A 25171-nucleotide genomic window follows, 5' to 3' on the forward strand; every position below is an offset into this window, starting at 1 on the left:
GCGCTCAATCCATCTTCAGGATGATCTTGCCGAAGATCTGGCGCGATTCCATCCGCTCCAGAGCCCGATCGATATCGTCGAAGCCGACTTCGGTATCGATGACGGGATGGACGAGCCCGCGGCCCATCTTCTGCATCGCATCCGCCATGTTTTCCATGCGGCAGCCGAAGGAGCCGAGAAGCTTCAATTGCTGCTGGAACAGCATCATGAGGTTCATTTCGGTCGAAACGCCTGAAGTCGAGCCGCAGGTGACGAGACGCCCGCCGCGCTTCATGCAGAGCATCGAACCGGCCCAGGTATCCTTGCCCACATGTTCGAAGACGACGTCGACGCCCTTCTTCTTGGTGAGCTTGCGCACGACGCCTTCGAAGCGGTCGGTGCGGTAGTTGATGACGTGATCGGCGCCGAGTGCCTTGGCCTTCTCGATCTTGTCGTCGGAGCCGACAGTGGTGATGACGGTGCAGCCGATCTTCTTGGCAAGCTGGATCGCCGCCGTGCCGATGCCGGAGCCGCCGGCATGGACGAGGATCGTTTCGCTGGGCTCGAGCTTGGCATTGTCGAACAGCATGTGCTCGACCGTGCCGAAGGTGACCGGCGCAAGCGCCGCGCCGATAGCGTCAACGCCGGGAGGAGCCGGAACGAGCAGGCGCGCCGGCAGATTGACCTTCTCCTGCGCGAAACCGTCGAGATGGAAACCATGCACGCCGGAAACGTGTTCGCAGAGATTGTCGCGGCCTTCGCGGCACGGGCGGCAGAGCCCGCAGGTACGCGCGCCGTAAATCGAGACCAGTTGACCCGGCAACACGTTGGCGACACCCGGCCCGATCGCTTCGACGACGCCGGAGGCTTCCGCGCCGATGACGAGCGGCATCTTGCGCTTAGCGAAGGCCATGCCGCGCCAGCCCCAGACGTCGATATGGTTGAGCGCCACCGCCTTGACGCTCAGCGTCACCTCGCCGGCGGCCGGCGCCTCCGGTTCCGGCAGGTCGGTGATCTCCAGCTTGCGGTCGTCGATCAGTTGCAAAGCGCGCATGGCAAAACCCCTCGCCTCGAAGGCGTCATCTCATCTCGAAAATTGTCGGGAACCGCTTAAGCCGGTTCGAGCGCCATGACAAGGCTGGCATTCTGCCCGCCGAAGCCGAAGGAGTTGGAAAGCACGGCCGAAACCTGGGCTTCCCTCTTCTTGTTCGGCACGACATCGAGCACGATCGACGGGTCGGGATTGTTGTAGTTGATCGTCGGCGGCAGCGTGCCCGTCAGCATCGTCTGCAGCGAGAACACCGCCTCGACCGCGCCAGCCGCCGTCAGCGTATGGCCGATCATCGACTTGTTCGACGAAACCGGAATGCCGACCAGCCGTTCGCCGAAGACGGCGGACATGGCGCCATATTCCATCTTGTCGTTTTCAGGCGTCGAGGTGCCGTGCGCGTTGATGTAGCCGATGCCGCTCTCGTCGATACCCGCATCGGCAAGGGCCGCGCGGATCGTCGCAATCGCCGGGCCGCCGTCGGGCGAAGACCGGGTACGGTGGAAGCTGTCGGCCTTGTCGCCGGCACCCTTCATGATTCCGAGCACCTTGGCGCCGCGAGCGACCGCCGATTCCAGCGATTCCAGCACCAGCGTCGCAGCGCCTTCGGCGATGACGAAGCCGTCGCGATCCTTGCTGAACGGCTTGGAAGCCTTGGTCGGCGGATCGTTTTGCGTCGAGAGGGCCGACAGCAGCGAGAAGCGGATCAGCGCTTCGGCGCTCAGCGAGCCATCCGTCGCAACAGTCAATGCGCGGTCGGTGCGGCCCTGGCGGATCGCCTCGATGCCGAGCTGGATCGCGGTCACGCCGGAAGCACAGGCCGTCGACAGGGTCACAGGCAGTCCGCGCGTGCCGAACCGGTCGGCAAGGCGTTCGGAAATCGCGCCGAACAGGGCCGCCTCGTGGAACGCCGGGTCGGGCCGCTGGCGCAGCGCCGTCAGGAAGCGCTCATAGGCATCACCGGGATGGTCGGCAGCCGGCGAACGGTCGGCAAGTTCGAAACGGGCGCTCCATTCGGGCTCGATCGGCGGCGCGGCAAGAAACAGCGGGCCGTTGAAATCGCCTGAAATACCGGCATCGGCCAGCGCCTCGATGGTCGTCTCGCGCGCAAAGGCATAGGAGCGCTCGACGGCGTTCGGCACCGGAATTTCTATGAAATCGACCGTGCCGGCGATCCGTGTCGACAGGCCTTCGGTCGGAAAGCGGTTGATCGCGTGGATACCCGAGGTGCCGGAAGAAAGGGCCGCCCAGTTGTCCTTCAGGCCCTGGCCCAGCGACGTGATGATGCCCATGCCCGTCACTGCGACGATCGGCCGGCCGAGATGATCCTTGTAAGCGGAAGCTGTCATATCTCTCTCCTCACGCCTCTGCGGAAAGAACGGCGACGCCCTCGCCGCGCTGGTGTCCGACTGTCGTTACGACGGCGGCTTTCGTGCCCGCCTTCATCGGCGCTTCATGAGCAGCGTCGAAGGGCGGAACCTTGGCCTTGGTATCGATGGCAAGGGCTGCGAGCGCCAGTCCCAGCGGGAAATGCGCCTCGATCGTGTGACCGGACACGCCGCCGAAGCCGCGGATTGCAGCGCCGGGAAGCTGATGTTCCAGCACCGCTTTTTCCCGGGCGGCGATTTCATGCATGCCGGTCGAGCCGGAGAAGATCGCCGTCGCCTCTGGCGGCAGCTCGGCGGCAGGCTTCAGCAGCCGCTCCATGCGCACTTCGAAATTGCCGCCGCTACGGCTGCCGCGGTCGCCTTCGACAGCGCTGATCGTCGCATAGATATGCGCGCCGCGCTCTTCCGCATGCTTGCGCGATTCCAGCACCAGGAAGGCACCGGCCGAACCAGTGATCATACCGCCGCCTTCGAGGCCGGAGCGCGACCAGAGCGGCGCCCATTCGTCGCGCGTATGCGCGCCGATCGCTTCAGTGAGCAGGATCATGTCGGGACGTTCGGCAGCAAAGGCGCCGCCGACGAGTGCGTGGGTGGATTCACCGGACCGGACGCGCCAGAAGGCCGTCTCGACGGCGGAAACGCCTGAAGCTTCCTCGCCCATGAAGGTGCGCGAGGAGCCGGTCACCTTGTGAACGATGGAGATATTGCCAGCCAGCAGGTTGGAAAGCTGCGCCAGGAACAGCGTCGGCCTGAGCTCCGTCGTCAGCTTCTCGTTGAGCAGCAGCTCGCGGTCGTTGCGCTTCAGGCCCTCGTCGACGATCAGCGTATCGACATTGATGTCGCGCTCGCCGCCGCCGGCCGCCACGATCATGTCCATCGTGCCGCAGGCCTCGATATTGTCCTTGAAGCCGGCATCGTCGAGCGCAAGCCCTGCGGCGAAGACGCCGATGCGCTGCCAGTTTTCCATCTGGCGCTGATCGCCGCGCTTGGCGATCTGCTGCGACCAGTCGATCTCGGGCAGCGGATGCACCGGATAGGGTTTGAACTTCTCGGTCTCGACCACCGTGTTCGGCGCGCCTTCGGCCGAAAGCAGCGCGATATGCGCCTCCTTGCCGACGCCCTGACAGGTAACGATGCCGACGCCCGAAATAACGACGTCGTTTGCAGCCTTGCTCATCCAATCACTCCCTGCGCTGCGATCGCTTCGAGAAGCCCGACTTCGCCGGCGCGTTTTTTCACGATATCGCCGAGCGGCACCTCGCTGAAGGGCATAGTGCGCAGTTTCAGCTGCGCATCGCAGACCTTCTTGCCGCCGCTGGTAATCTTGGCCTTGGTGACCGCGAAACCGGAACCGTCGTGCTCCAGCACCGCCTCGATATCGAGCACGGCTTCCGGCTCGACGAAGGTGCGCATCTTGGCGCCGTCAACCGACATCAGGAAGGGCATGGCGGCGAAATTGGTGGCTGCAAGCACCAGCATGCCGGAGGCCTGCGCCATGGTCTCGATCAAAAGCACGCCGGGAACGAGCGGCATGCCGGGAAAATGGCCGTCGAAAACGGGGCTTTTGGCCGGCACGACGGATCGCGCCGCAAGCGTGCCCTTCTTCAGGTCCACCGCTTCGACGCGGTCAATCATCTGGAAATATTCCAGCAGCATTCGGATCCTCCGGCCCGACGGGCAAAATCCGCCCGCCGGTGACGCCTACTTAGGAACGAAACCGCCCGGCCGCCATATCAAGGGCGGCAGGGCGTTCAAAAAAGACTGATATGTGCTCAGGCCTTGGCTGCTTTGAGCTCGTCAATCTTGGCACAGAGGTTCTTCAGCACGAAATATTCTTCGGTGGAAACCTTGCCTTCGTTGACTTCCTGCGTCCACTTTTCGAGCGGGATCTTGATGCCGAATTCCTTGTCGATCGCAAAGACGATGTCGAGGAAATCGAGGCTGTCGATACCGAGGTCGTCGATCGTATGGCTCTCCGGCGTGATCGTGGCACGATCGATCTCGCTGGTTTCTGCAATAATGTCGGCAACTTTATCGAATGTAGCGGTCACGCGCTGTACCTCATGAAATGACGATTTAAACCCCCTCATAGGCAAATCCATTTCAAAAGCCAATGCTTTCGTCCGGGCGTTGCGGCAATTTGGCAATCGGGTGTTGCCTAAACAGCAATGGAGTGCCGGACGCTCCAGCGTGTTGCGCGAATCCCGAAAGGCGATGCAGGGCCCTCCCGGCGCGAGATGGGAGGCTGTCCGAATCAAATAGGTGACGCGCTCGATGCGACCAACATCCGCATCTGAGTTTGATCTGGATCAAATCGCGACGCCGGTCATTTGATAATCATCAAACCGCGCTGGAAGAAATGGAGATCGCGGTCCGGGCATGTCTCGCCATGCGCCGGATTTTCGAAGGGATCAGGACATGGACATCGCACGCAGTGAGGTTTTCGAGGCCGGCACGCCCATCGCGTGCCGCTCCTGCCAGGCGCGGCACGGCGTCGTCTGCGGCGCCTTGTCGAACGCCCAGCTGAAGGAGCTAAACCGCCACTCCCTGCGCCGCAAGGTCGAAGCCGGGTCGGAGATCATTGCCCAAGGCTCGGAGAGCTCATTCTACTCGAACATCATGCGCGGCGTGGTCAAGCTCTGCAAGATGATGCCGGATGGGCGCCAGCAGATCGTCGGCCTGCAGTTCGCTCCCGATTTCGTCGGCAGGCCCTTCGTGCGTGAAAGCACGCTGTCGGCCGAAGCGGCCACCGATGCCGAAATCTGTGTCTTCCCGCGCAACCTGCTCGACCGCATGATAGCGGAGACGCCGGAGCTGCAGCGCAGCCTGCACGATCAGGCGCTCAACGAGCTGGATGCGGCGCGCGAATGGATGCTGACGCTCGGCCGCCGCACGGCGGAGGAGAAGGTCGCAAGTCTGCTCCATCTCATCGCCACCCATGCCGAGCCGCAGACCGCCATCAGCGCCGCCTTCGACCTGCCGCTGTCGCGCGCCGAAATCGCCGATTTTCTCGGGCTGACGATCGAAACCGTGAGCCGGCAGATGACCAGACTGCGCAAGCGGGGTGTCATCCTGATCGAGAACTCCAGACATATCGTCGTTCCGGATATGGATGAGCTGGAGAAGATCAGCGCGTAAGGCGATCAGACGCCGAATTCGGGTTCAGGCGCTGATCCGGGATCGGCGCGTAACGAGATCGGACGCCGAATTCAGGTTCAGATCAGCGCGTGATGACCACCCGGGTATTGGCGAGACCTGCCTGCCGCGCCAGCGAAAAGAACTCCGCCGCATTGTCGGGATGCAGGCGAACGCAGCCATGCGAGGCCGGCCTGCCGAGACGCTTCAGATCGAAGGTGGCGTGAACGGCGTAACCACCGTTGAAAAATACGGCGTAAGGCATCGGCGCGTTGTCGTATTTGCGGGAGCGGTGATCGCGTGACAGCCATTTGGCGCTCCACGAGCCGGTCGGCGTGACATAACCGTTGCGCGCGGTCGAAACCTTCCAGCGATACTTGACGAAACCGTTCTCGGTGACGGTCATCGTCTGCTTGCCGATGCTGATATTGGCAACCAGCGTTGCTGCCTCAGCCACAACCGGAGAAAACTGCAGCAATAAACTTGCGGCCGCGGCCGCAAAAATCGTCTTCATGATAACCCCTCTTCGCACCCGCGCGTTTGATTGCGCCCTCACGACAGAGAGACTACGACGATACTTATTATATAGCTTTAACCCGAATGGTAATCACAATTCTAACGAGCGAAAGCGTGACCGAGACGCCGCAAGGGGGCGGCGCTTGTTCACTGAAGCTTACGCGCCGCCGACGGCCGCTTGAGCTGCTGATAGGCCTTGTTCATCTTCTCGCGGATCGAGGCCATCGTCCCGAGATTATGGCCGCACGCCGCGCAGCTGATGATGTCGGTCTCCCGGATCTCGGGGCGCTCGAATTTCATCTTGGTGCTCTTGCACTTCGGGCACGGCAATTCAACCTGGACTGTCATTGCTCTTTTCCGGTTTGATGGAGATAGGAGGCGCTTCGAATAAACCTTTGCGGCGGGAGTGTCCACTGCGGTGCCTCACGGCACATCCTACAAGAAACATAAAAACAATCCGAAGATCAGACCGGTAAGCACCATGCAGCTGGCATAGAACACCGACACACCGTCCTCGATATCGCCGGCGGTGGCAACGTCCCGGCCGGCGTTGTTGATCATCGGCTCAGTCACGATGACACCGCCATAGATGCGCGGACCGGCGAGCTGGACGTTGAGAGCACCGGCCATTGCCGCCTCCGGCCGGCCGGAATTCGGCGAGCGGTGCAGGCCACCGTCGCGCATCGCCACCCGGATCGCCTCGCGGCAGGGGCTCATGCCGCGCCGGATCCAGGCGCCGGCGGCGATCAATAGGACGGAGAGCCGGGCGGCCGGCCAGTTGGCGATATCGTCCAGCCGAGCCGCGGCCCAGCCGAAATCGATGTATTTTTCCGACCTGTGGCCGATCATCGAATCCGCCGTGTTCAGCATCTTGTAAGCGAGCAGGCCCGGCAACCCGAGGACGGCATACCAAAGGGCCGGCGCCACGACGCCGTCGGAGAAATTTTCTGCAAGGCTTTCGATCGCCGCGCGGCAGACGGCCGGCTCGTCGAGTGTCTCCGGATCGCGCCCGACGATGCGGGAGACGGCGTTCCGGCCGCCGGCAAGCCCCTCGCCGCGCAAGGCCGTAGCGACGGCCGCGACATGATCGGCCAGGCTCTTTTGCGCCAAGAAGATCGCCACCAGCCCGGCCTCCAGCACGAGGCCGGCAAGGCCGAAGAGCGCGAAAAACCGGTCGAACACGAAGCCTGCAGCGATCGACAACACAAGCAGCGCCAGGATCGCCGCAACGCCGTTCATCCGGCGCTGAGAGCCCGTGAGGCTTGAGGGATTGAGCTGCTGATCGGCGTAAGAGATCGCCGCGCCGAAGATGACGACGGGATGCGGCACCCGCGACCACAGCCATTGCGGATCGCCGACGATCCGGTCGAGCAGCAGCGCCAGAAGCAGCACGAGGAGGTTTTCGTCGATCATCATCGCTCAAATCCTTGAAGGGCTGCGCCAAGCCGTCTGTCCGCCGCCGCATCGGGCGTCAACCCGAAACGCAGCCAATCCGGCGCATAATCGAACTTGCGGACGAGAATATGATGCCGGCAAAGATGCGTGTAAATGTCGCTCGCCCTGGGATCGGCGACAAGCGTGAACAACGCCGTTCCCCCCCTGCTCCGCAACCCGGCAGCGCTTAGTGCCGCCTGCAGCGCGCCGCTGCGTTCATCGAGAGAGCGGCGGATCGCAGCCACATCCGAACCAAGCAGCGAGGCGGCAAGCGACAGCGCCGGGCCGGAGACCGCCCAGGGGCCAAGCCAGTCCTCGAACCGCGCGAGAATATCCTCGCGCGCGATTGCAAAACCGAGCCGCAGGCCGGCAAGCCCGAAGAACTTGCCGAACGAACGGAAGATTATCAGGTTGGGAAGGTCTTGCGCGCGGGCTGCGAGGCTCAGCGCCGGATCGGCATCCCCGAAAGCCTCGTCGACAACAAGCAGTCCGTTTGCCGATTTCATCCTGTCGTGCAGAGCTGCCAACGCTTCGGCCGGCCATACCCGCCCGTCGGGATTGTTCGGATTGACGACAACGGCAAGCCGATATTGGCCGCCGATCGCAGCGATATCGTCGACCGCGTCGACGGCAAAACCGGCCGAGGCGAAGGCGCGCGCATATTCGCCATAAGTCGGCGACACCACGGCAATCCTATTGTCCGTCACGGCGATTTTATCGTCCGTCACGGCGACTTTGTCGTCCGTCACGGCGACTTTGTCGTCCGTCACGGCGACCCTATCATCCGTCACAGCGAACTGGCGTCCCCGTCGAAGCAGGCGCGGCAGAAGCTGAATCACCGATTGCGTGCCCGGCACCGGCAGCGGCAGTATCTCGCCGCTGCCATAGTAATGCCGCGCCGCCCGCCTTGCCTCGTCGACCAGATAGCTGTCCGGCAGACGGTGCCAGGCCCTTGTCGGGATCTCCGGCAGGGCGAGCGGGCATGGATTGATGCCGGTGGAAAGGTCGAGCCAGTTCTCTGGCCTGCCGCCAAAAGCGGCGGCTGCGGCGGTGATGCCGCCGCCATGGGCGATCGGCGCGCTCACCCGGCCGCTCTCGCAAGGTCGATCAGATGCATGTAGGAGCCCGCCACCTGGCCGCGCCGGAGCCCGACAGCACCGAGATCAGTGCCGAGCGCATCTTGCGCTGTAAACAGCCGCTTTCCCTCCCCCTCGGAGACGACTGTTGAATAGTGGAATTCATGCGCCGTCATGGTCCGCGCGAAGAAGGCGCCGTCAAGCGGGGTCACACGGCGATAGCCGAGATGGCGCCGGCGCTTGGCATAGCTGGTGACAACAGGCAGCAGGCCGAGCATTTCGTGGCGCCTGCCCTCCGCATCGATCAGCCCATCGCCCAGCACCATGTAGCCGCCACACTCACCATAGATCCGGATGCCGCGCGACGCCGCATCGAGCATGCCGGCGCGGAAATTCTGCGCTTGGGAAAGCCGCCCGGCATGCAGCTCGGGATAACCGCCCGGAAGATAGATCGCATCGGCATCAGCGGCCGGCGCCTCGTCGGCAAGCGGCGAGAAAAAGGAGATATCCGCCCCGCGCCGCCGCCAGCCAAGCAGCATATGCTCATAGGAAAAGGCGAAGGCGACATCGCGCGCCACGGCAACCCGGGCGCCGATCGGCATCAGTCGGTCGATATTGGCCGCCGACGGCCGGTTGAGGCCCTGCCTTGCGATGCGCAGCAGAAATTCGAAATTGCACTCCTCGGAAACGGCGTCCGCCGCATGGTCGATGAAATTCTTGAGGGTGGCATGTTCGCCGGCCTGGACGAGGCCGAGATGACGTTCCGGCAAGGCCAGCGCCTTGTCGCTGCCGATCACCGCGATAACAGGCATGCGAATCGCTTCGAGCGCCTGACGCAGCATCGCCTCGTGCCGCTCGCTGCCGACCTTGTTGAGGATGACGCCGGCAACGCGCACATCGGCGCGGAAACCGGCAAAACCTGATACCAGCGGCGCCACGGACTGCGACATGCGCGAGGCATCGACGACGAGCACGACGGAAAGACCGAGCTGGGCGGCAAGATCGGCCGCGGTCCCCTTCCCGTCAGCCGCCCCGTCGAACAGCCCCATCATCGCCTCGACGACGAGAATGCGGTCACCGGAACGGTGCAGCGTGGCATTGGCAGAGATCAGCTCCGGGCGCATCGCCCAGGGATCGAAATTCAGGCAGGGCGTGCCGTTTGCCGCCGCATGGAAGGCGGGATCGATGTAGTCGGGCCCGGCCTTTCCCGGCGCGACCGCGACGCCGCGCCGGCGAAGCGCCCTCAGCAGCCCAAGCGTTACCGTCGTCTTGCCGGCGCCGGAGGAAGGGGCTGCGATCAGGAGGCCGCTCATGCCGTCACCTTGCCGGAGCGCCCAAAAGGATCGGGCTGCAGCCGCCTGCCTGCAAGGGCGCCGAGCCAGTCGAGCGAAGCCCGCAGCCGCACCACTTCACCGACCACGACGATCGCCGGCGGCTCGAGCCCGGAGGCTTCAGCTGCATCGGTCGCTTCGCCGAGCGTCGTCTCCAGCACCTGTTGCGCGCCGGTCGCCGCGTTGCAGACGAAAGCCACCGGCTCGGACGCCGGGCGGCCCGACGCCATCAGATTGGCGCTGATCTGGGCGATATGCTTCATCGCCATATACATGACGATGACGGGAGAACCCTTGCCGATCGCTTCCCAATTGATCGCATCGGGCACGATCCCGGAGGAATCATGGCCGGTGAGAAAGGTCACGGCATGATTGATCTCCCGATGCGTCACCGGAATGCCGGCATAGGCAAGCCCGCCGATACCGGCGGTAATGCCCGGTACGATGCGGAAGGGGATGTTGTGCTCGACCAGCGTCAGCGCCTCTTCCCCGCCCCGCCCGAAGACGAAGGGATCGCCGCCCTTCAGCCGCAGCACCCGCTTGCCGGCGCGCGCCAGCTCCACCAGCCGGAGCGAAATATCCCGCTGCTTGGCAGACGGCTTGCCGCCGCGTTTTCCGGCATATTCCAGTTCCGCCCCTGGCCGTGCGAGCTTCAGACAGTCCTCGTTGACCAGCGCGTCGTGCACGACCACATCCGCCTCCGCCAATCCCTTGGCGGCAAGCAGCGTCAACAGCCCGGGATCGCCGGGACCGGCGCCGACGAGCCAGACACTGCCCGGCTCCAGCGCCGGCAAATGTGAGAATGCGCTGTTCATCATTTTGTTGATCTAGGCCCACCAAGGATCAAGGTCAACGCCGCCCGCGCCACCTCACTTGAAGTTGCTGAGTTGACGATGATTCACTTTGCGAGGAGGCGGATTCGAATTCTCGGGAAATCCGGACAAGGCTATGAATGTTATAATGAATAACGCTCACCTCCCGCGCGTCGTCATCCTCGGCCTTGTGCCGAGGATCTGCTGCCCTATCGACCGGAAGCAGATGCTCCGGACAGGCCCGAGCATGACGAAAGAGGCGTTGGCGGCCCTTGTCAGCAGGCTGTAACCGACCTTCTACCGTATCAAGCCCGAAGCAACGTATCGCGGATCAGATCGATCACCTTTTCAGACTCGATTCCCGTAGCGACGATCTGGCTCGGCAGTCCATCCCAGTCCCCCGGCGGGAAGCGGCGGCCGTCCGGTTTGATCACCGTCTGGCCATCGGCGATGCCGCCGCAGACGACGCGAACTGCACCGGTGATGGTGGTGAAAAGCTCCGGCGCCACGAGGTAAACGGCGGCGCAGCTATCATGCACCATCATGCCGTCATCGACCGCATGGCTGTAGAAATCGATGTAATGCTGCGACAGCCCGTCAAGCAGCTTCACCGCCGCGTCGCCCTTGGCCGCCATTACGCCGAGATAGCTGCGGCTCATCGTGGTGATCGAGGTGACGTCGAGGCCGATGACGACTACCTTCCACGGCGCCGTCGTGACGATGTCTGCCGCCTCGGGATCGCCGTGAATATTGGCTTCAGCGACCGGTGAGACATTGCCCGGCACATAGAAATTGCCGCCCATGATGACGACGTCCTTCACCAGGCCGGCAATCTCGGGGTCTTCCTTCAGCGCCATCGCCAGATTGGTCATCCGGCCGACGGCCACCAGCCTGACCTCGCCGGGATTGGCCCGTACCGTGTCGATGATGAAGCGGTGCGCCGGCCGGGGATCGAGCGGCAGGTCGATCGTGTGCGGCACCTCGATATTGCCGAGGCCGTTATCCCCATGCACCATCGCCGGCCATTCCCGCTCGGCGCGCGCCGCATCGATGGTCACGCTCGCGCCCTTGGCGACGGGTGCCTGAATATCCCACTCGCGCTTGAGGAAAAGCGCATTGCGCGTCGTCGTCTCGACCGAGGCATTGCCGAAAACGGTGGTGATGCCCATCACATCGATCTCGGGATGGCGGTGCAGGAAAAGAAGCGCCATGGCGTCGTCAACGCCCGGGTCAGTGTCATAAATGACCTTGTGCATGATTGTCCTCTAGATATGAATCGCTGAGCTGCCGGTTGGCGCCGCGAGTTGCCGCCAACATAACGACCGTCAGGCTTTCTGCAACCCGATGCGGGCAATCGCGGCTGTCGCATGCGCGGATTTGATCTTGCCGAGCACCAGTTCGGCATCCGCGCCGATCGCCGCAAGCGCTGCCGATTCCGCCACGCCATGGCAGCCGACGCGGGCAAAGACGATGGCGGAGGGATTTTTGAGCCGTGGCGTTTCCTGCTCCAGCCGCAGTGCATCGAAGAACACGGCAGGCGCGGCAAAATGCGCCGAAACGGCAAGGATCGCCGCTTCTTGCCTGCGGCTGTCGATGGAAGCGATGGCGGCAAGCTCCGCCCTGCCGATGCCGGCCGCTATCAGCGCCTCGCCGGCAAGCGCCAGCACCTCCGCGGACGGCGTGCCACGCTCGCAGCCGACCCCGAGCACATATCGCCTCGCCCTATCGAAAGAAATATCACTCATGGAAGCCGTCGAATGCACCGCCGCTGTGTCCTCGCAGCCATTGCAGCTTGGAGGGGGAAATGCAACAAGACCGGCTGAACGCTCTCTGGAATAGCCTTTTGCCTGACATCGCCCTCCATCTGCTTCTGCTGCTCTGCGCGGCTGCCTTCTTTGCCGGTTTCGTCGATGCCATCGCCGGCGGCGGCGGCCTCATCACCGTCCCCGCCATGCTGATTGCCGGCATTCCGCCGCTACAGACGCTCGGCACCAACAAGGTGCAGTCGATCTTCGGCTCCGCCTCGGCAACACTCGCCTATGCCCGCAACGGCCATGTGCAGTTGCACGAACAGCTGCCGATGGCGCTGATGGCCGTGGTGGGTGGGGCGATCGGGGCTGCCCTTGCAACGATCGTGCCCGGACAGGTGCTGCAGGCGATCATGCCGGTGCTGCTCCTGGCGATCGCGATATTCTTTGCCGTCAAACCGAACCTTAACGATCTCGACAAACACCGGATCATCACGCCTTTCGTCTTCGGCCTAACCTTGGTGCCGGCCATCGGCTTTTATGACGGCGTCTTCGGTCCCGGCACCGGTTCCTTCTTCATGCTCGCCTTCGTCACCCTCGCCGGCTTCGGCGTGCTGAAGGCCACCGCCCACACCAAGCTTCTCAATTTCGGCTCGAACCTCGGCGCGCTGATCGTCTTTGCGAGCTTCGGCGCGATCCTCTGGAAAATCGGCCTGTTGATGGGTTTTTGCCAGTTCCTCGGCGCCCAGCTCGGCTCACGGCTCGCCATGCGCATCGGCGCAAAGCTCATCAAGCCGCTGCTCGTCATTGTCTGCGTCGCTCTCGCGGTAAAGCTGCTTGCAGATCCCGCGAACCCGCTGCGCGTCTGGCTCGGCTTCTAACCGCCGAGCCATCCCCAGGCGCCTCAGAATTCTACGCCCGCCTGGCCTTTAATGCCGGAGCGGAATGGATGTTTGACGAGTTCCATTTCGGTTACAAGATCGGCGATCTCGATTAGTTCGTCCTTGGCGTTGCGGCCCGTCAGCACGACATGCGTCATGGCCGGCTTCTCGCTTTTCAGAAAGGCAACGACTTCGTTGATGTCGAGATAGTCGTAGCGGAGCGCGATGTTGATCTCATCGAGCAGCACCATTGAATTGCGCTCGTCGAGGATCAGCTCCTTGGCCTTTTCCCAGGCGGCCGAGGCGGCTGCAACGTCGCGGGCGCGGTCCTGCGTTTCCCAGGTAAAACCCTCGCCCATCGTGTGGAACTGGCAGAGATCGGAGAAATGCTTCTCGATCAGATCGCGTTCGCCGGTCCACATCGCCCCCTTGATGAACTGGACAACGGCCGATGGCTTGCCGTGGGCGATATGGCGGAAGATCATGCCGAAGGCTGCCGATGATTTACCCTTGCCCTTGCCGGTGTGGACGATGATCAGCCCCTTGCCGTCCGTCTTTGTCGCCATGATCTTGTCGCGTGCAGCCTTCTTCTTCGCCATCTTCTCGGCGTGGCGTGCATCATCCTTGGCCGCTTCGTTTTCCGGAGTTTCGTCGTTCATCGCTGCACCTCATTCAGTTGCGTGGCGGCCAGGTCGAACCGGGCCGAATTGCTGCGCGGCGTCCAGAGCTTGCGGTCGATCGCCTCGCGCAGCCGCTCCTTCATCTCGTCGAATGCCGCAGGGTTCTTCTCGACCATGAAATCACGCACGGCGGGATCGGCGACGAAAGCCTGATACACCGCCTCGAAATGATGTGCGCCGACCGCCCCGGTCGTCGCCGCGAAGGCGAAGAGATAGTCGACGGTGGCGGCGATTTCGGCCGCTCCCTTGTAGCCGTGGCGCATGACGCCGGATATCCATTTCGGATTGACCACGCGCCCGCGCACCACCCGGCCGATCTCTTCCTCCAGCGAACGGATCGTCGGCCGCTCGGGTCTCGAATGATCATTATGATAGATTGCCGGACGCGCGCCGCTCAGCGCCTCGGCCGCAGCCGCCATACCACCCTCGAACTGGTAATAGTCGTCGCTGTCGAGCAGGTCATGCTCGCGGTTGTCCTGGTTCTGAATGACGGCTTGCACAGATCGTAGCCGCTCCTCGAACAAGCCGCGTTCGGCCTTGCCCTCCTCGCCGGCGCCATAGGCATAACTTCCCCAGACGAGATAGGCTTCGGCAAGATCGGCACGCCGCTCCCAGCCCTTTTCGTCGATCAGCGCCTGCAACCCGGCGCCGTAAGCGCCGGGTTTCGAGCCGAAAACCCGATAACCCGCCCGCCGTTTCGCCGAGGCGGCGTCGAGACCGGCGGCCGCAAGCCTTGCCGCTTCGCCGCGCATGCGCGCTGCGACCGGATTGTCGGCATCGTCCTCTTCCAGCGCGCCGACGGCGCGAACCGCCTTGTCGAACAAGGCAATCTGCTCGGGAAACGCGTCGCGAAAGAAGCCGGAAATTCTCAGCGTCACGTCAACGCGAGGCCGCCCAAGCACCGCCTGCGGGATGATCTCATAGCCGGTGACCCGCCGCGAGCTCATATCCCAGAGCGGCTTGACGCCGATCAGCGCCAGCGCCTGAGCAATATCGTCGCCACCGGTGCGCATGTTCGACGTGCCCCAGGCCGTCACGCCGAAGGAAACGGGCCATTCGCCGTGGTCCTGCACATAGCGGCGGATCAGCAGTTCTGCCGATTTCCTGCCGAGTTCGTACGCCGCCGGCGTCGGCACCGCGCGGCTATCGACCGAATAGAAATTGCGGCCTGTCGGCAGCACATCGGGCCGCCCGCGCGTCGGCGCACCGGAGGGACCGGGGGCCACGAAATGGCCGTCGAGCCCGGCAAGCAGGCCGGATATCTCCGCCTCGCCGCAGGCAAGGATCGAGGGCTTGAGACGGGTCTCGATCTCGGAGAGCACCGCCTGCGTCGCCGTCCATTCCGCGGGGCAGACAATCTCGCCGGAGACGAGCTTGGCCGCCAGCAGTTCGATGCGCTCGACGGTGTCTCCGCTGGTCCGCCAGGGGGCATCCATAATGTCGGCGAGAATCTGAGGGTGTGGGCCGGTCCAGGAAGCGGCCATGTCGCAGTCGAGTGGGTCAAAAGAAGACCCCTCCCCAACCCCTCCCCACAGGTGGGAGGGGCTTACCGTCGCACTTGCGGCAACCTCTGCGACCAAAGCTGATGGTGGGACGGCGCGCCCAGCAAGCCCCTCCCCCTTGTGGGGAGGGGTTGGGGCGGGGCTTTGAAGCACATCCCCAGCAATCGCCCGCTGCAAACTCGCATCCCCACCCTCGCCCAGCCCGCGCGGCACCCGGGCCAGCGCTACGGTCAAATCCGTCAGCAACCGCCCCTCGGGCGACATCCCGAACACATGCAGCCCATCGCGGATCTGCATTTCCTTGAGGTCGCAGAGATAGGCGTCGAGCTTCTTCAGCGCCTCGCCTTCGCTTTCGCCGCTGATTATGCCGGCATCCCGGTCGAGGCCGATATCGGTGACAAGATCGAGAATCTGCCGGCTGAGCAGCCGGATGCGGCGCGGGTCGCCGCCGGAGGCCTCGTAATATTCGTCGACCAGCGCTTCCAGATCCTTGAGCGGTCCATAGCTCTCGGCCCGCGTCAAAGGCGGCGTCAGGTGATCGATGATCACGGCGGTAGCCCGCCGTTTGGCCTGTGTGCCCTCGCCCGGATCGTTGACGATGAAGGGATAGAGATGCGGCAGCGGTCCGAGGATCGCCTCGGGATAACAGTTGTCCGACAGCGCCAGCGCCTTGCCCGGCAGCCATTCGAGATTGCCGTGTTTGCCCATATGGATGACGGCGTCGGCGCCGAACTCGCGGCGCAGGAAAGCGTAGAAGGCAAGATAACCGTGCGGCGGCACGAGGTCCGGCGAATGGTAGCTTTCCTTCGGATCGATATTATAGCCGCGCGCCGGCTGAATGCCGACGAGGACGCCGCCGAAGCGGGCGAAAGGCAGAGCGAAGACGCCCTCGCGAAAATACGGATCTTTCTCGGGATCGCCCCAGCGAGCCCTCACCTCATCCTGAATCTGATTGGGAAGAGACGCCAGGAAGCTGTTGTAACGACTCAGGGATAACGTCTCGCGGATCACTCGGCCGTCATGCCCTGAATTGGTCGGCCCCTGCATCAGATGCCGGATCAGCGCGTCGCCGTCGGCCGGAATATCGGCGGCTGAATAACCCGCTGCTTTCATCGCCCGCAGCACCTCAATGCTGCCGGCCGGCGTATCCAGACCAACCCCGTTGCCGAGCCGGCCGTCGCGATTCGGATAATTCGCCATGACAAGGGCGATGCGCCGGTCACGCGCCGGTGTGGCGCGCAGCCGCGCCCAATTGGCGGCGAGTTCCGCCGTATAGCGCACCCGACCGGCGTCCGGTTCGCTGGCGACGATGTTGGTCTCGACCGCCGCATCGTAACGCGCCGCCGTCTTGAAGGAGACCGCCCGCGCCAGCACCCGACCGTCGACCTCGGGCAGCGCCACGTTCATGCCGAGATCGCGCGCAGACAGGCCTTGCGAGGAGGCCGCCCATGCTTCCCGCGACGAGGCCGACAGGATCGCCTGCAGCACGACCGCGCCATTCGCCTCCAGCACCGTCGGCTGCCGATCGGCGCCGGGTGCCGAGACCGCAAAACTGGTCGTGTTGATCACGACCTCGGGTTTCAGCGCCGAAAATACGCTTTCGAGAATGCCTGTGGAGACAGGATCCTTGAGGCTGTAGGCAAATACCGGCAGCGGCCGAAGACCAAGTGCCCGCAAGGCTTCGATCAGCGCTTCTACTGGTTTGGTTTCGCCGCTCTGCACAAGCGCGCGGTAGAAGCTGATGGCGACGACGGGGGATGTTGTGGGTTCGAGTTCCACCTTCTCCGTCCCACGCTCGGCGGCCGAAGGTGGCGCAACATGCGAACCGGCAACCCGCCGCCATTCCTCCACCCCGATCAGCCCCCGTCCCGGCCACCAGATGCCGGCCTTCATCAAAGGCACCGCCGGCGCCGGCTTCTGCGCGCCCGACAGCATCGCACCGGCATAATCGAGAAAGGCGCGTGCATTGGCATCGCCGCCCTCGATCAGATAGGTCCAGAGGGCATTGAGATCATCGAGCCCGATGTTGGAAAACGGAGTCAGCCCCGCATCCGGCCTGGCGTCACCCGGCAGCACTGCAACCAGCGCGCCGCTGCGGGCCGCACAAGCATGCAGCGCCTCCAGCGCATAGTGGAAATAGCTGGCGCCGCCCAGCGCGCGCACGATGATGAGCTTGGCGTGCCGCGCCGTGCGCTCGACATAGGTATCGACCGACATCGGATGCTTGAGGCTCATCAGGCTGGCGAGCCGCAGCGAATGCGGCCCACCGCAGGCGCGATGGGCGGCCGCGATCGCCGCCAGCTCGCTGTCGGCCGCCGACAGGAACAGGATCTCGCCCGGGGTCTGCCCGAGGTCGATCGCCTCCTCGCCGTCGCTGATCGTTCCCTGCTGGGCCAGAAGCAGATGCATCGATTACGCCAGCGCCTCGATCGCCGTTCTCACGGCCTCCTCATCCATCTCGTGCAGGCCGATGACGACGAGGCGCGTGGCGCGCCTTTCATCGGCTGCCCAGGCACGATCGAAATAGTGATCGATGCGGCTGCCGACCGCCTGAAGCTGCAGGCGCATCGGCTTCCCGGAAACGTCGACAAAGCCCTTGAGGCGCAGCACGTCATGGGCTGATATGATCGCCTTCAACTGTTCAACGAAGCCGGCAACATCGGCGATCGGGCCAAGCTCGACGACGAAGCTGTCGAATTCATCGTGATCGTGCGGCGCGCCGTCCTCATGCTCCAACTCGTGGTGCGACTTGCGGTTGGCCAGATCATTCTCCGTGCCGATGCCGAGGCCGAGCAGGATGCCGGCCGGCACCTCGCCGTTTCTCGCCTCGATCATCACGGGCCTGCGCTGGGTGCGGGACGCGACCTCGTCGCGCACGCGGCCGAGGCCCGCCACATCGATCAGGTCGGTCTTGTTGAGCACGATCAGATCGGCGCAGGTCAGCTGATCCTCGAACAGCTCCTCGATCGGACTCTCGTGATCGAGCGATTCGTCCTCGCTGCGGGCCGCCTCGACGGCATCGTGGTCGTCGGCGAAACGGCCGGCAGCAACAGCAGCGCTGTCGACCACCGTGATGACGCCGTCGACGGTCACCTGGGTGCGGATGTCAGGCCAGTTGAAGGCGGCGACCAGCGGCTGCGGCAAGGCGAGGCCCGAGGTTTCGATGACGATATGGTCGGGCCGCTGTTCACGCTCGAGCAGCTTTGTCATCGTCGGAATGAAATCGTCGGCAACGGTGCAGCAGATGCAGCCATTGGTCAGCTCGATGATATCGTCCTCGCTGCAGTTTTCGGCCCCGCAGCCCTTCAGCACGTCGCCATCGACGCCGAGATCGCCGAACTCGTTGATGATGAGCGCGATTTTTTTGCCGCCGGCATTGGTGAGCAGGTTGCGGATCATCGTCGTCTTGCCGGCACCAAGAAAGCCGGTGATGACGGTTGCGGGAATCTTCTGGTTCATGAAACTTCAACCCTTCATTTTCAGCGGCAGGCCTGCCGCGATGAAATAAACTTCGGCGGCTTTCGCCGCGATCAACTGGTGCAATCGGCCGGCATGATCGCGAAAATCCCGCGCCATGCGATTGTCCGGCACGATGCCGAGGCCGACCTCGTTGGAGACGAAGACCAGCCGCGCCTTTGCTCGCGCCACGAAATCCCCAAGCGCGGCAAACTCCGCTGCCATGTCCCGCTCTTCCATCATCAGGTTGGTGACCCAGAGCGTTAGGCAGTCGATGAGCACCACACGGTCCTCGCCGTCGATGGCGGCGAGCTTGCCGACAAGATCGAGCGGCTCCTCATGCGTGGTCCAAGACGGGCCTCGGTCGGCCTTGTGGTGGGCAATGCGCGCCTGCATCTCCTCGTCCCACGCCCGGCTGGTCGCGAGATAGTGGCGATCAAGGCCGGTCGAAACGACGAGGGATTCGGCGAATTGCGATTTGCCGGAGCGGGCGCCGCCGAGGATGAAGACTGTGGTGAATGGGGCAGTCGTCATGAGCAAACGGTCCCTTTGCTGGATGCGGCACCCCACCTTCTGCCCTCATTCCTGTGCTTGTCACAGGAATCCAGCCACGGCGCGTCGGCGCCGTGGATGACTCTAATTGACGTAATAGTTCTCCTGTGCCCAAAGACTTGGGCACGCTGCATTCCTGTGGCAAGCACAGGAATGAGGGAGGAGAGGTAAGCGCCTTGCAAGAGCCTAGCGTCAGCAAGCCTCGAAACGGCACCAGTTGATCGCGCCGCACCAGTCAGCACAGAATTCATTCGTTCAGCCAAAACAACCTCCGTGCTGGCAGCGGGTCTTTTACCCAGGGTGGGCTTTTCGCCCGTCACGGAAGGCAGGTCTCCTGGCTCGCGGTTATCGGCCGCGATCGGGGCGGACCGGAAAACCGGTCGCCCCTGATCGTGCCAGCGGATCCGCCTCGCCTTCCCGGCTGCATCGGTGAAAAGGTGGACGATTCGTAGAGATGGAGGCGTCCGACCCCGGTTGATCACCATGCATTTCCAGTGGCTTTTCCGGCATGCGCTCCTTCCGCCCGCCTGCACCATTGCAGGCTGCCGGCCGAAAGAGCTCGATGCCGGATGGAAGACCCTGACCGCTCTACAGTCGCGGGGTCGGCTGTGATGAAGGCGCCCGGCTTGGGTCCGCCCCGTCACATTCCCTTTTCATCCGGAAAGGCAACTGCCGATCCGGAACCATCCGTTATGTCGGGATGGCAAAACGACCATCCGTTGAGGGATGGTTAGGCAAGCCAGGGGATGGAGTCAACGGCCTTGGTGTGACGGCGACGATGGCCGGTCGGAGGAGGATCTCGCATAAAAACGACTTATCCTAAATAAAAAGTCGTCTTATATCAGAGACTTACGTCATAAAAATTTATCCCGCGCGCCGGCTTTTCGCCGCAATTGCGTTGCAAGCGGACGGCACCGCCGCCCTTGACCGGGCCTCTCCCCGCCTAGTTGTCTAGCCATGCTTATGAAATTGGATCGGCGCCGCCTGCGCGCGCTGCGTGTTTTCTTCGATCCGGGCCGGGTGCGTGCGCTGACCCGCCGCAGCGAAGTCGGCCTGTCGCTGGCGGGCGCCGTCGTCGGCATCGCCTCCGGGCTCGCCGTCACCGGCATGAGCTTCGTCTCCAACGAACTGCACCAGCTGGTTTTCGGCATCGCCGACAGCGAAAGATTGAGTTCGTCGGTGATCGACGACAAGATGCTGCTGCTGACTGCCCCCGTCATCGGCGGTGTCCTGCTCGGCTTGCTTCTTTTCGTGCTGGCAAAACGGCGCAAGAAGCCGATGGTCGACCCCATCGAGGCCAATGCGCTGCATGGCGGTCGTCTCTCCCTGACCGACAGCATCATCGTCGCCGTCCAGAACCTGATCTCCAACGGCTTCGGCGCCTCAGTCGGCCTGGAGGCCGGCTATACCCAGCTTGCCGCCGGCATTGCCTCCAAGTTTGGCCTGAAGCTGCAGCTGCGCCGCTCGGATCTGCGCATTCTCGTCGGCTGCGGCGCAGCCGGCGCCATCGCCGCCGCCTTCAACGCGCCGCTGACCGGCGCCTTCTACGCCTTCGAACTGATTATCGGCACCTACACGATCGTCTCGCTGACCCCGGTCGTCGTCTCCGCCCTCGTTTCCACCCTCATCGCGAGATTGCTTGCCGAAGGCGATTTCACCATCGATATCGGCAGCTTCGGCTCGGTCGTGCCGGCCGATTATGTCCCGGCGCTGCTGCTCGGCGTCTTCTGCGCCGGCGTTGGCATTCTTCTCATGCAGGGCGTGGCCTTCGTCGAGGAGCTTGCGCGCAAAAGCGCGATCGCTCCGCCCTTTCGCCCGGCGCTCGGCGGCATAATCGTCGGGCTCCTGGCGATGATCTCGCCACAGGTGCTATCGGCCGGTCACGGCGCACTGCATCTCAACCTTTCCCGCGACGTGACCATCCCGGCGCTGATCAGCCTTTTTCTGCTGAAATCGCTGGCCTCGGCAATTTCGATCGGTTCAGGCTTCAGGGGCGGCCTGTTTTTCGCCTCGCTGTTCATGGGCGCCCTGCTCGGCAAGCTCTTTGCCTATTGCGGTCCTTATTTCGCCGATGCCACGCTGACGCCGGTGATCTATGCCGTGGTCGGCATGAGTTCGCTGGCCGTCGCCGTCATTGGCGGACCGCTGACGATGACCTTCCTGGCGCTCGAGATCACCGGCGATTTTCCGATCACTGCGCTGGTGCTTGCCGCCGTCATCACCTCCTCGCTCGTCGTGCGCTCGACCTTCGGTTATTCCTTCGCCACATGGCGCTTCCATCTGCGCGGCGAAAGCATCCGCAGCGCCCACGACGTTGGCTGGATCCGCAACCTGACGGTGGACAAGCTGATGCGCGCCGACGTCAAGACCGCAAAGGCGGGCATCTCCTTGGAGGAGTTCAAGAAGGCCTTCCCCATCGGCTCGACCCAGCGTGTCATTCTCGTCGAGGAAAACGACAAATATGCCGGGCTCGTGCTGGTGCCGGAGATCTACGCCAACCCGACCGATGTTCAGGACGAGAGCCAGACGCTTGCCGATTTCGTCCGCTACCGCAATGACTTCCTGCAGCCGCAGATGAATGCCAGGCAGGCGGCGGCGATCTTCGACAAGAGCGAAAGCGAAGCGCTCGCCGTCGTCAACAATCTGATCGAGCGCAAGGTGGTCGGCCAGCTTAGCGAAAGCCACACGCTGCGCCGTTACAGCGAAGAACTCGATCGCCGCCGCCGCGAAGTATCGGGCGAGATTTAGGTGCCTTATGAGGCGGCGCCGGCAAGCCTGAAAACGTCGGCCGCCTTCGACACGCCGCGCAGCTCGAAAGATCCGAGATAGTCACAGGGCACGGCACAGGTCGTCGCGAAGCTCGCTGACAGCAGCAGGGGCTGCTCAAGCATCCCGCACAGCTTTTCCAGCCGCGAAGCCTCGTTTACCGCTCTGCCGATCACCGTGAAGTCCAGCCTGCCGTGAGCGCCGACATTTCCGTAGAAAACTTCCCCGAGATGCAAGACGACATCGATGCCGATATCCGGGCCGCCGTGGCGCGTGCGCTCCCGATTGAGCTCTTCGTTTGCCTTCAGCAGATTCTGAGCCGAAGCTAGCGCCGCCTTGCAGGCCTTTTGCGGGTCCTCGGCCTCTGTTGGAAAGATCGCCAGCACGCTGTCGCCCATGAATTTGAGGATCTCGCCGGAATTTTCCTCGACATGCCGGTCGATCAGCTCGAAATGCTCGTTGAGAAACCCGACGATCTCTGCGGGCTGGAATACCTCGGTCAGCGCGGTGAAATTGCGCAGGTCGGCAATCAGGATCGCTGCATCGATGGAGCCGCCCATTCCCCTGCGGGTTTCCCCCGCAAGGATACGCGCGCTCGTTCTGGCGCCGGTATAGACCGCGAGGATTTCGGTTGCGGTCTTCGACACCGCGACACGGTAGGCCGCCAGCCCCAGAGCCGGCAACAGCTCCTGGATGATCGCCAGCTGGTCGTCGGAAAATCCGCCGGGCGCATCGCTGGTGAGCGAAAAGCCCAGTCCGCGTAACGCGACCTCCTTCGGGAATTCGAAAATGCTAATGACGTGATCCGTGCCGCCGGCAAGCGCGAATTCGTGAAGCTCGGCATACTCAAGCCCCTCGCCTTTCGCCAGGTTCCATCGCCCGGTTTTTTCGTCGCGGCTCAAAAGGTGAAAGATCGGCGTCTTCTCGAAGCTGCGTTCCGTCTCACTGCCATGCTCGGCATTCTCGAGAACGATTGCACCGCCCCGCTCGAAATTGGCGGCGACGCCACGATACATGGGATGGAGGGAACGCATTCTGATGCTCGCACGCCAGATCGGAACGCCGTCTGCAATCAGCCGGTCGCATAAACCGGCGACGAGATCGCCAATATGCTCACAGGTGATTCCCTGCTCGATAAGCCACTGAATATGATCGTTAATTTTTTGCATCTCCGAATGAGGGCGACAAAGTGAAGGAATCTTTCCGCCGTCGGGCCTGCTGCGCCTAACTCGCCGGACAGACGATGAAAGAGCGAAATCGCGCTTCTTATTCATTAGCCTGCTTGATGTCGCGATGCTACTCCCGGTCGAGTGAAAGTGATGCGAAATTCGGCCGCACCGCTGCGGCTAACCGAGCAGCCCCGCCAGCCAGTGCGGATCGAGGTGACGCTCCAATGCCAAGGCGATCTCGTCGAGCGCCTGCTCGACGCTGTCACGGTAATTCCGCCGCTCGCCGGATAGGCCGAAGCTCTGAAGCAGCCGGGCGCGATAGGCGTCGCTGCCGAAGAGCCCATGCAGATAGGTGCCCATGATCCGCCCGTCGGTCGACAGCGCTCCATCGGGCGCGCCGTCGACGATCGCCGAGGGCCGAACGCAATCCGGGCCGCGGGTGACGCCGAGATGGATCTGGTAGCCGGCGAGCGGTACGTCGTATTCGGTCGAACGGGCCTGGCTGTTGCGCACCGTCTTCTCAGGCGCCATCTCGGTCTCGACGTCGAGCAGCGCAAGCCCCGCCGCCTCGCTCGTCCCGCCTTCGATGCCGAGCGGATCGCGTACCGTGCGACCGAGCATCTGGTAACCGCCGCAAATGCCGATCACCCGGCCACCGCGCCGGACATGCGCCGCAAGATCGCGGTCCCAGCCTTGAATCCTGAGATCGGCGAGATCCGAAATCGTCGATTTCGAGCCGGGAAGAATGACCAGGCTCGCATCGACAGGTAGCCGCTCGCCTGATCGCACGAAGACCAGTTCGACATCCGGCTCCGCTCTCAACGGATCGAGATCATCGAAATTGGCAATGCGCGGCAGCATCGGCACGGCGATTTTCAGCGCGCCCGTCCCGCTCCTCACCAGCCGTTCGAGCACGACCGAATCTTCGGCCGGCAGGCGCGCGGCATCCGGCAGCCACGGCACGATGCCGAAGCAGGGCCAGCCGGTGAAGCCCCGGATGGCGTGGATGCCATCGGTAAACAACGAGACGTCGCCGCGAAACTTGTTGATGATATAGCCGGCGATCATCGCTCGATCGCGGCCATCGAGAATCGCGTGCGTGCCGACCAGCGAGGCGATGACGCCACCGCGGTCGATATCGCCGACGAGCACGACGGGCACGCCCGCCTTGGTCGCAAAGCCCATATTGGCGATATCGCCGGCTCTGAGATTAATTTCGGCCGGCGAGCCGGCGCCCTCGATGACGACGAGGTCGGCTCCGGCAGCCACTGTTTCGAAGCTCTCGAGCACGGCGCCGAGCAGGCGCGGCTTCAACCGCTGATAATCCCGCCCCTTCGCCTGTCCGAACACGCTGCCCTGCACGATGATCTGGCTGCCGTTTTCCGATTGCGGCTTGAGCAGCACCGGATTCATATGCACCGAGGACGGCGTGCGGGCGGCCAATGACTGCAGCCATTGCGCTCGGCCGATCTCGCCGCCGTCGTCGGCAACCGCCGCATTGTTCGACATGTTCTGAGGCTTGAACGGCCGGACCGCCAGTCCGCGATTGGCCGCCAGCCGACAGAGACCCGCGACCAGCACCGTCTTTCCGACATCCGAGCCGGTTCCCTGCAGCATGATCGCTCTTGCCATGGCCATCGCCTTTCGTTGCGGCGAGGCCTACAATGGCGGCCGATCCTGGGTCAAGGCGTGATCTGC

The 25171-nt window shown here is 63.4% G+C and carries 22 protein-coding genes and 1 riboswitch; of the genes, 3 read left to right on the forward strand and 19 right to left on the reverse strand.

The window, feature by feature from the left end; all coding sequences use genetic code 11:
- Nucleotides 1-4 precede the first annotated feature (4 nt).
- The 5 genes from EFR00_RS05930 to EFR00_RS05950 form a co-directional block, all read right to left on the reverse strand.
- Entirely contained in the window at nt 5-1033 is a 1029-nt protein-coding gene (locus EFR00_RS05930; RefSeq protein WP_077989317.1) for a zinc-binding dehydrogenase, read from the reverse strand.
- Between the two features lie 56 nt (nt 1034-1089).
- Nucleotides 1090-2376, reverse strand: coding sequence for a beta-ketoacyl-ACP synthase (locus EFR00_RS05935; protein WP_009993082.1), 1287 nt, complete (start codon nt 2374-2376; stop codon nt 1090-1092).
- A gap of 10 nt (nt 2377-2386) precedes the next feature.
- Complete coding sequence (locus EFR00_RS05940) at nt 2387-3592, reverse strand: beta-ketoacyl-ACP synthase (RefSeq protein ID WP_077989318.1); 1206 nt, start codon at nt 3590-3592, stop codon at nt 2387-2389.
- On the reverse strand, nt 3589-4071 hold the full coding sequence (locus EFR00_RS05945; RefSeq protein WP_077989319.1) for a 3-hydroxyacyl-ACP dehydratase FabZ family protein: 483 nt from the start codon (nt 4069-4071) through the stop codon (nt 3589-3591). Before EFR00_RS05945 ends, EFR00_RS05940 begins: the two co-directional genes overlap by 4 nt.
- A 116-nt stretch (nt 4072-4187) precedes the next feature.
- Complete coding sequence (locus tag EFR00_RS05950) at nt 4188-4466, reverse strand: acyl carrier protein (RefSeq protein WP_003540486.1); 279 nt, start codon at nt 4464-4466, stop codon at nt 4188-4190.
- 367 nt (nt 4467-4833) lie between these two features.
- Here EFR00_RS05950 and EFR00_RS05955 point away from each other — a divergent pair, with 367 nt between their 5' ends.
- Nucleotides 4834-5553: a Crp/Fnr family transcriptional regulator gene (locus tag EFR00_RS05955; protein ID WP_077989426.1), complete on the forward strand. Its 720-nt coding sequence runs from the start codon at nt 4834-4836 to the stop codon at nt 5551-5553.
- An 82-nt stretch (nt 5554-5635) separates the two neighbouring features.
- Here the strand turns inward: EFR00_RS05955 and EFR00_RS05960 are convergent, their stop codons facing one another.
- The 8 genes from EFR00_RS05960 to EFR00_RS05995 all read right to left on the reverse strand — a co-directional run bounded on the left by EFR00_RS05960 (nt 5636) and on the right by EFR00_RS05995 (nt 12464).
- Nucleotides 5636-6064, reverse strand: coding sequence for a L,D-transpeptidase (locus EFR00_RS05960; protein ID WP_077989320.1), 429 nt, complete (start codon nt 6062-6064; stop codon nt 5636-5638).
- Between the two features lie 149 nt (nt 6065-6213).
- Nucleotides 6214-6414, reverse strand: coding sequence for an ECs_2282 family putative zinc-binding protein (locus EFR00_RS05965; protein WP_077989321.1), 201 nt, complete (start codon nt 6412-6414; stop codon nt 6214-6216).
- Nucleotides 6415-6501: 87 nt separating this feature from the next.
- A complete protein-coding gene (cbiB, locus tag EFR00_RS05970) occupies nt 6502-7482 on the reverse strand; it encodes an adenosylcobinamide-phosphate synthase CbiB (protein ID WP_077989322.1) in 981 nt (326 codons plus the stop codon).
- Nucleotides 7479-8585 carry a threonine-phosphate decarboxylase gene (locus EFR00_RS05975; protein ID WP_077989323.1) on the reverse strand — a complete coding sequence of 369 codons (1107 nt, stop codon included), beginning with the start codon at nt 8583-8585 and terminating at the stop codon, nt 7479-7481. Before EFR00_RS05975 ends, cbiB begins: the two co-directional genes overlap by 4 nt.
- Nucleotides 8582-9889, reverse strand: coding sequence for a cobyrinic acid a,c-diamide synthase CobB (locus tag EFR00_RS05980; RefSeq protein WP_077989324.1), 1308 nt, complete (start codon nt 9887-9889; stop codon nt 8582-8584). Before EFR00_RS05980 ends, EFR00_RS05975 begins: the two co-directional genes overlap by 4 nt.
- Nucleotides 9886-10725: a uroporphyrinogen-III C-methyltransferase gene (cobA, locus tag EFR00_RS05985; RefSeq protein ID WP_077989325.1), complete on the reverse strand. Its 840-nt coding sequence runs from the start codon at nt 10723-10725 to the stop codon at nt 9886-9888. The genes EFR00_RS05980 and cobA overlap by 4 nt, the downstream gene beginning before the upstream one ends.
- A gap of 299 nt (nt 10726-11024) precedes the next feature.
- Entirely contained in the window at nt 11025-11975 is a 951-nt protein-coding gene (locus EFR00_RS05990; RefSeq protein WP_077989326.1) for a nucleoside hydrolase, read from the reverse strand.
- A gap of 69 nt (nt 11976-12044) precedes the next feature.
- On the reverse strand, nt 12045-12464 hold the full coding sequence (locus EFR00_RS05995; protein WP_077989327.1) for a cobalamin biosynthesis protein: 420 nt from the start codon (nt 12462-12464) through the stop codon (nt 12045-12047).
- A 98-nt stretch (nt 12465-12562) separates the two neighbouring features.
- On the opposite strand from EFR00_RS05995, the gene EFR00_RS06000 reads away from it, so the two are divergent.
- Nucleotides 12563-13348 (forward strand): TSUP family transporter, encoded by a 786-nt coding sequence (locus EFR00_RS06000; protein WP_010055707.1) that lies wholly within the window; start codon nt 12563-12565, stop codon nt 13346-13348.
- A gap of 23 nt (nt 13349-13371) precedes the next feature.
- Here EFR00_RS06000 and cobO read toward each other — a convergent pair whose 3' ends face one another.
- From cobO to cobU, 4 genes are read right to left on the reverse strand one after another with little or no spacing between them, the layout of a single operon-like run.
- Nucleotides 13372-14007, reverse strand: coding sequence for a cob(I)yrinic acid a,c-diamide adenosyltransferase (gene cobO, locus EFR00_RS06005; protein WP_009996487.1), 636 nt, complete (start codon nt 14005-14007; stop codon nt 13372-13374).
- Complete coding sequence (gene cobN, locus EFR00_RS06010; RefSeq protein WP_077989328.1) at nt 14004-17939, reverse strand: cobaltochelatase subunit CobN; 3936 nt, start codon at nt 17937-17939, stop codon at nt 14004-14006. Before cobN ends, cobO begins: the two co-directional genes overlap by 4 nt.
- Nucleotides 17940-17942: 3 nt before the next feature.
- Nucleotides 17943-18989, reverse strand: coding sequence for a cobalamin biosynthesis protein CobW (gene cobW / locus EFR00_RS06015; protein ID WP_077989329.1), 1047 nt, complete (start codon nt 18987-18989; stop codon nt 17943-17945).
- 6 nt (nt 18990-18995) lie between these two features.
- Nucleotides 18996-19520 (reverse strand): bifunctional adenosylcobinamide kinase/adenosylcobinamide-phosphate guanylyltransferase, encoded by a 525-nt coding sequence (gene cobU / locus EFR00_RS06020; protein ID WP_077989330.1) that lies wholly within the window; start codon nt 19518-19520, stop codon nt 18996-18998.
- Nucleotides 19521-20092: 572 nt separating this feature from the next.
- A riboswitch (cobalamin riboswitch) is annotated at nt 20093-20241 on the reverse strand.
- Nucleotides 20242-20495: 254 nt separating this feature from the next.
- Between cobU and EFR00_RS06030 the strand changes: the two genes are divergently transcribed.
- The gene (locus tag EFR00_RS06030) at nt 20496-22286 is read left to right on the forward strand and encodes a chloride channel protein (RefSeq protein ID WP_077989331.1); all 1791 of its coding nucleotides are present in this window, start codon (nt 20496-20498) and stop codon (nt 22284-22286) included.
- Nucleotides 22287-22291: 5 nt separating this feature from the next.
- Here EFR00_RS06030 and EFR00_RS06035 read toward each other — a convergent pair whose 3' ends face one another.
- On the reverse strand, nt 22292-23380 hold the full coding sequence (locus tag EFR00_RS06035) for an adenylate/guanylate cyclase domain-containing protein (RefSeq protein WP_077989428.1): 1089 nt from the start codon (nt 23378-23380) through the stop codon (nt 22292-22294).
- A gap of 270 nt (nt 23381-23650) precedes the next feature.
- Nucleotides 23651-25105, reverse strand: coding sequence for a cobyric acid synthase (locus tag EFR00_RS06040; RefSeq protein WP_077989429.1), 1455 nt, complete (start codon nt 25103-25105; stop codon nt 23651-23653).
- Between the last annotated feature and the right edge of the window lie 66 nt (nt 25106-25171).

The sequence above is a fragment of the Rhizobium sophoriradicis genome (genome assembly GCF_003939025.1).
Taxonomy (GTDB): domain Bacteria; phylum Pseudomonadota; class Alphaproteobacteria; order Rhizobiales; family Rhizobiaceae; genus Rhizobium; species Rhizobium sophoriradicis.

What these genes read in the sequence shown, in the direction of transcription:
- EFR00_RS05940 (WP_077989318.1), bottom strand. Translation starts at nt 3,592, where the DNA reads ATGAGCAAGGCTGCAAACGACGTCGTTATTTCGGGCGTCGGCATCGTT.
- EFR00_RS05930 (WP_077989317.1), bottom strand. Translation starts at nt 1,033, where the DNA reads ATGCGCGCTTTGCAACTGATCGACGACCGCAAGCTGGAGATCACCGAC.
- EFR00_RS05955 (WP_077989426.1), top strand. Translation starts at nt 4,834, where the DNA reads ATGGACATCGCACGCAGTGAGGTTTTCGAGGCCGGCACGCCCATCGCG.
- cobO (WP_009996487.1), bottom strand. Translation starts at nt 14,007, where the DNA reads ATGAACGACGAAACTCCGGAAAACGAAGCGGCCAAGGATGATGCACGC.
- EFR00_RS06040 (WP_077989429.1), bottom strand. Translation starts at nt 25,105, where the DNA reads ATGGCAAGAGCGATCATGCTGCAGGGAACCGGCTCGGATGTCGGAAAG.
- cbiB (WP_077989322.1), bottom strand. Translation starts at nt 7,482, where the DNA reads ATGATGATCGACGAAAACCTCCTCGTGCTGCTTCTGGCGCTGCTGCTC.
- EFR00_RS05965 (WP_077989321.1), bottom strand. Translation starts at nt 6,414, where the DNA reads ATGACAGTCCAGGTTGAATTGCCGTGCCCGAAGTGCAAGAGCACCAAG.
- EFR00_RS05960 (WP_077989320.1), bottom strand. Translation starts at nt 6,064, where the DNA reads ATGAAGACGATTTTTGCGGCCGCGGCCGCAAGTTTATTGCTGCAGTTT.
- cobU (WP_077989330.1), bottom strand. Translation starts at nt 19,520, where the DNA reads ATGACGACTGCCCCATTCACCACAGTCTTCATCCTCGGCGGCGCCCGC.
- cobA (WP_077989325.1), bottom strand. Translation starts at nt 10,725, where the DNA reads ATGATGAACAGCGCATTCTCACATTTGCCGGCGCTGGAGCCGGGCAGT.
- EFR00_RS05935 (WP_009993082.1), bottom strand. Translation starts at nt 2,376, where the DNA reads ATGACAGCTTCCGCTTACAAGGATCATCTCGGCCGGCCGATCGTCGCA.
- EFR00_RS05990 (WP_077989326.1), bottom strand. Translation starts at nt 11,975, where the DNA reads ATGCACAAGGTCATTTATGACACTGACCCGGGCGTTGACGACGCCATG.
- EFR00_RS05945 (WP_077989319.1), bottom strand. Translation starts at nt 4,071, where the DNA reads ATGCTGCTGGAATATTTCCAGATGATTGACCGCGTCGAAGCGGTGGAC.
- cobW (WP_077989329.1), bottom strand. Translation starts at nt 18,989, where the DNA reads ATGAACCAGAAGATTCCCGCAACCGTCATCACCGGCTTTCTTGGTGCC.
- EFR00_RS05980 (WP_077989324.1), bottom strand. Translation starts at nt 9,889, where the DNA reads ATGAGCGGCCTCCTGATCGCAGCCCCTTCCTCCGGCGCCGGCAAGACG.
- EFR00_RS05995 (WP_077989327.1), bottom strand. Translation starts at nt 12,464, where the DNA reads ATGAGTGATATTTCTTTCGATAGGGCGAGGCGATATGTGCTCGGGGTC.
- EFR00_RS06030 (WP_077989331.1), top strand. Translation starts at nt 20,496, where the DNA reads ATGCTTATGAAATTGGATCGGCGCCGCCTGCGCGCGCTGCGTGTTTTC.
- cobN (WP_077989328.1), bottom strand. Translation starts at nt 17,939, where the DNA reads ATGCATCTGCTTCTGGCCCAGCAGGGAACGATCAGCGACGGCGAGGAG.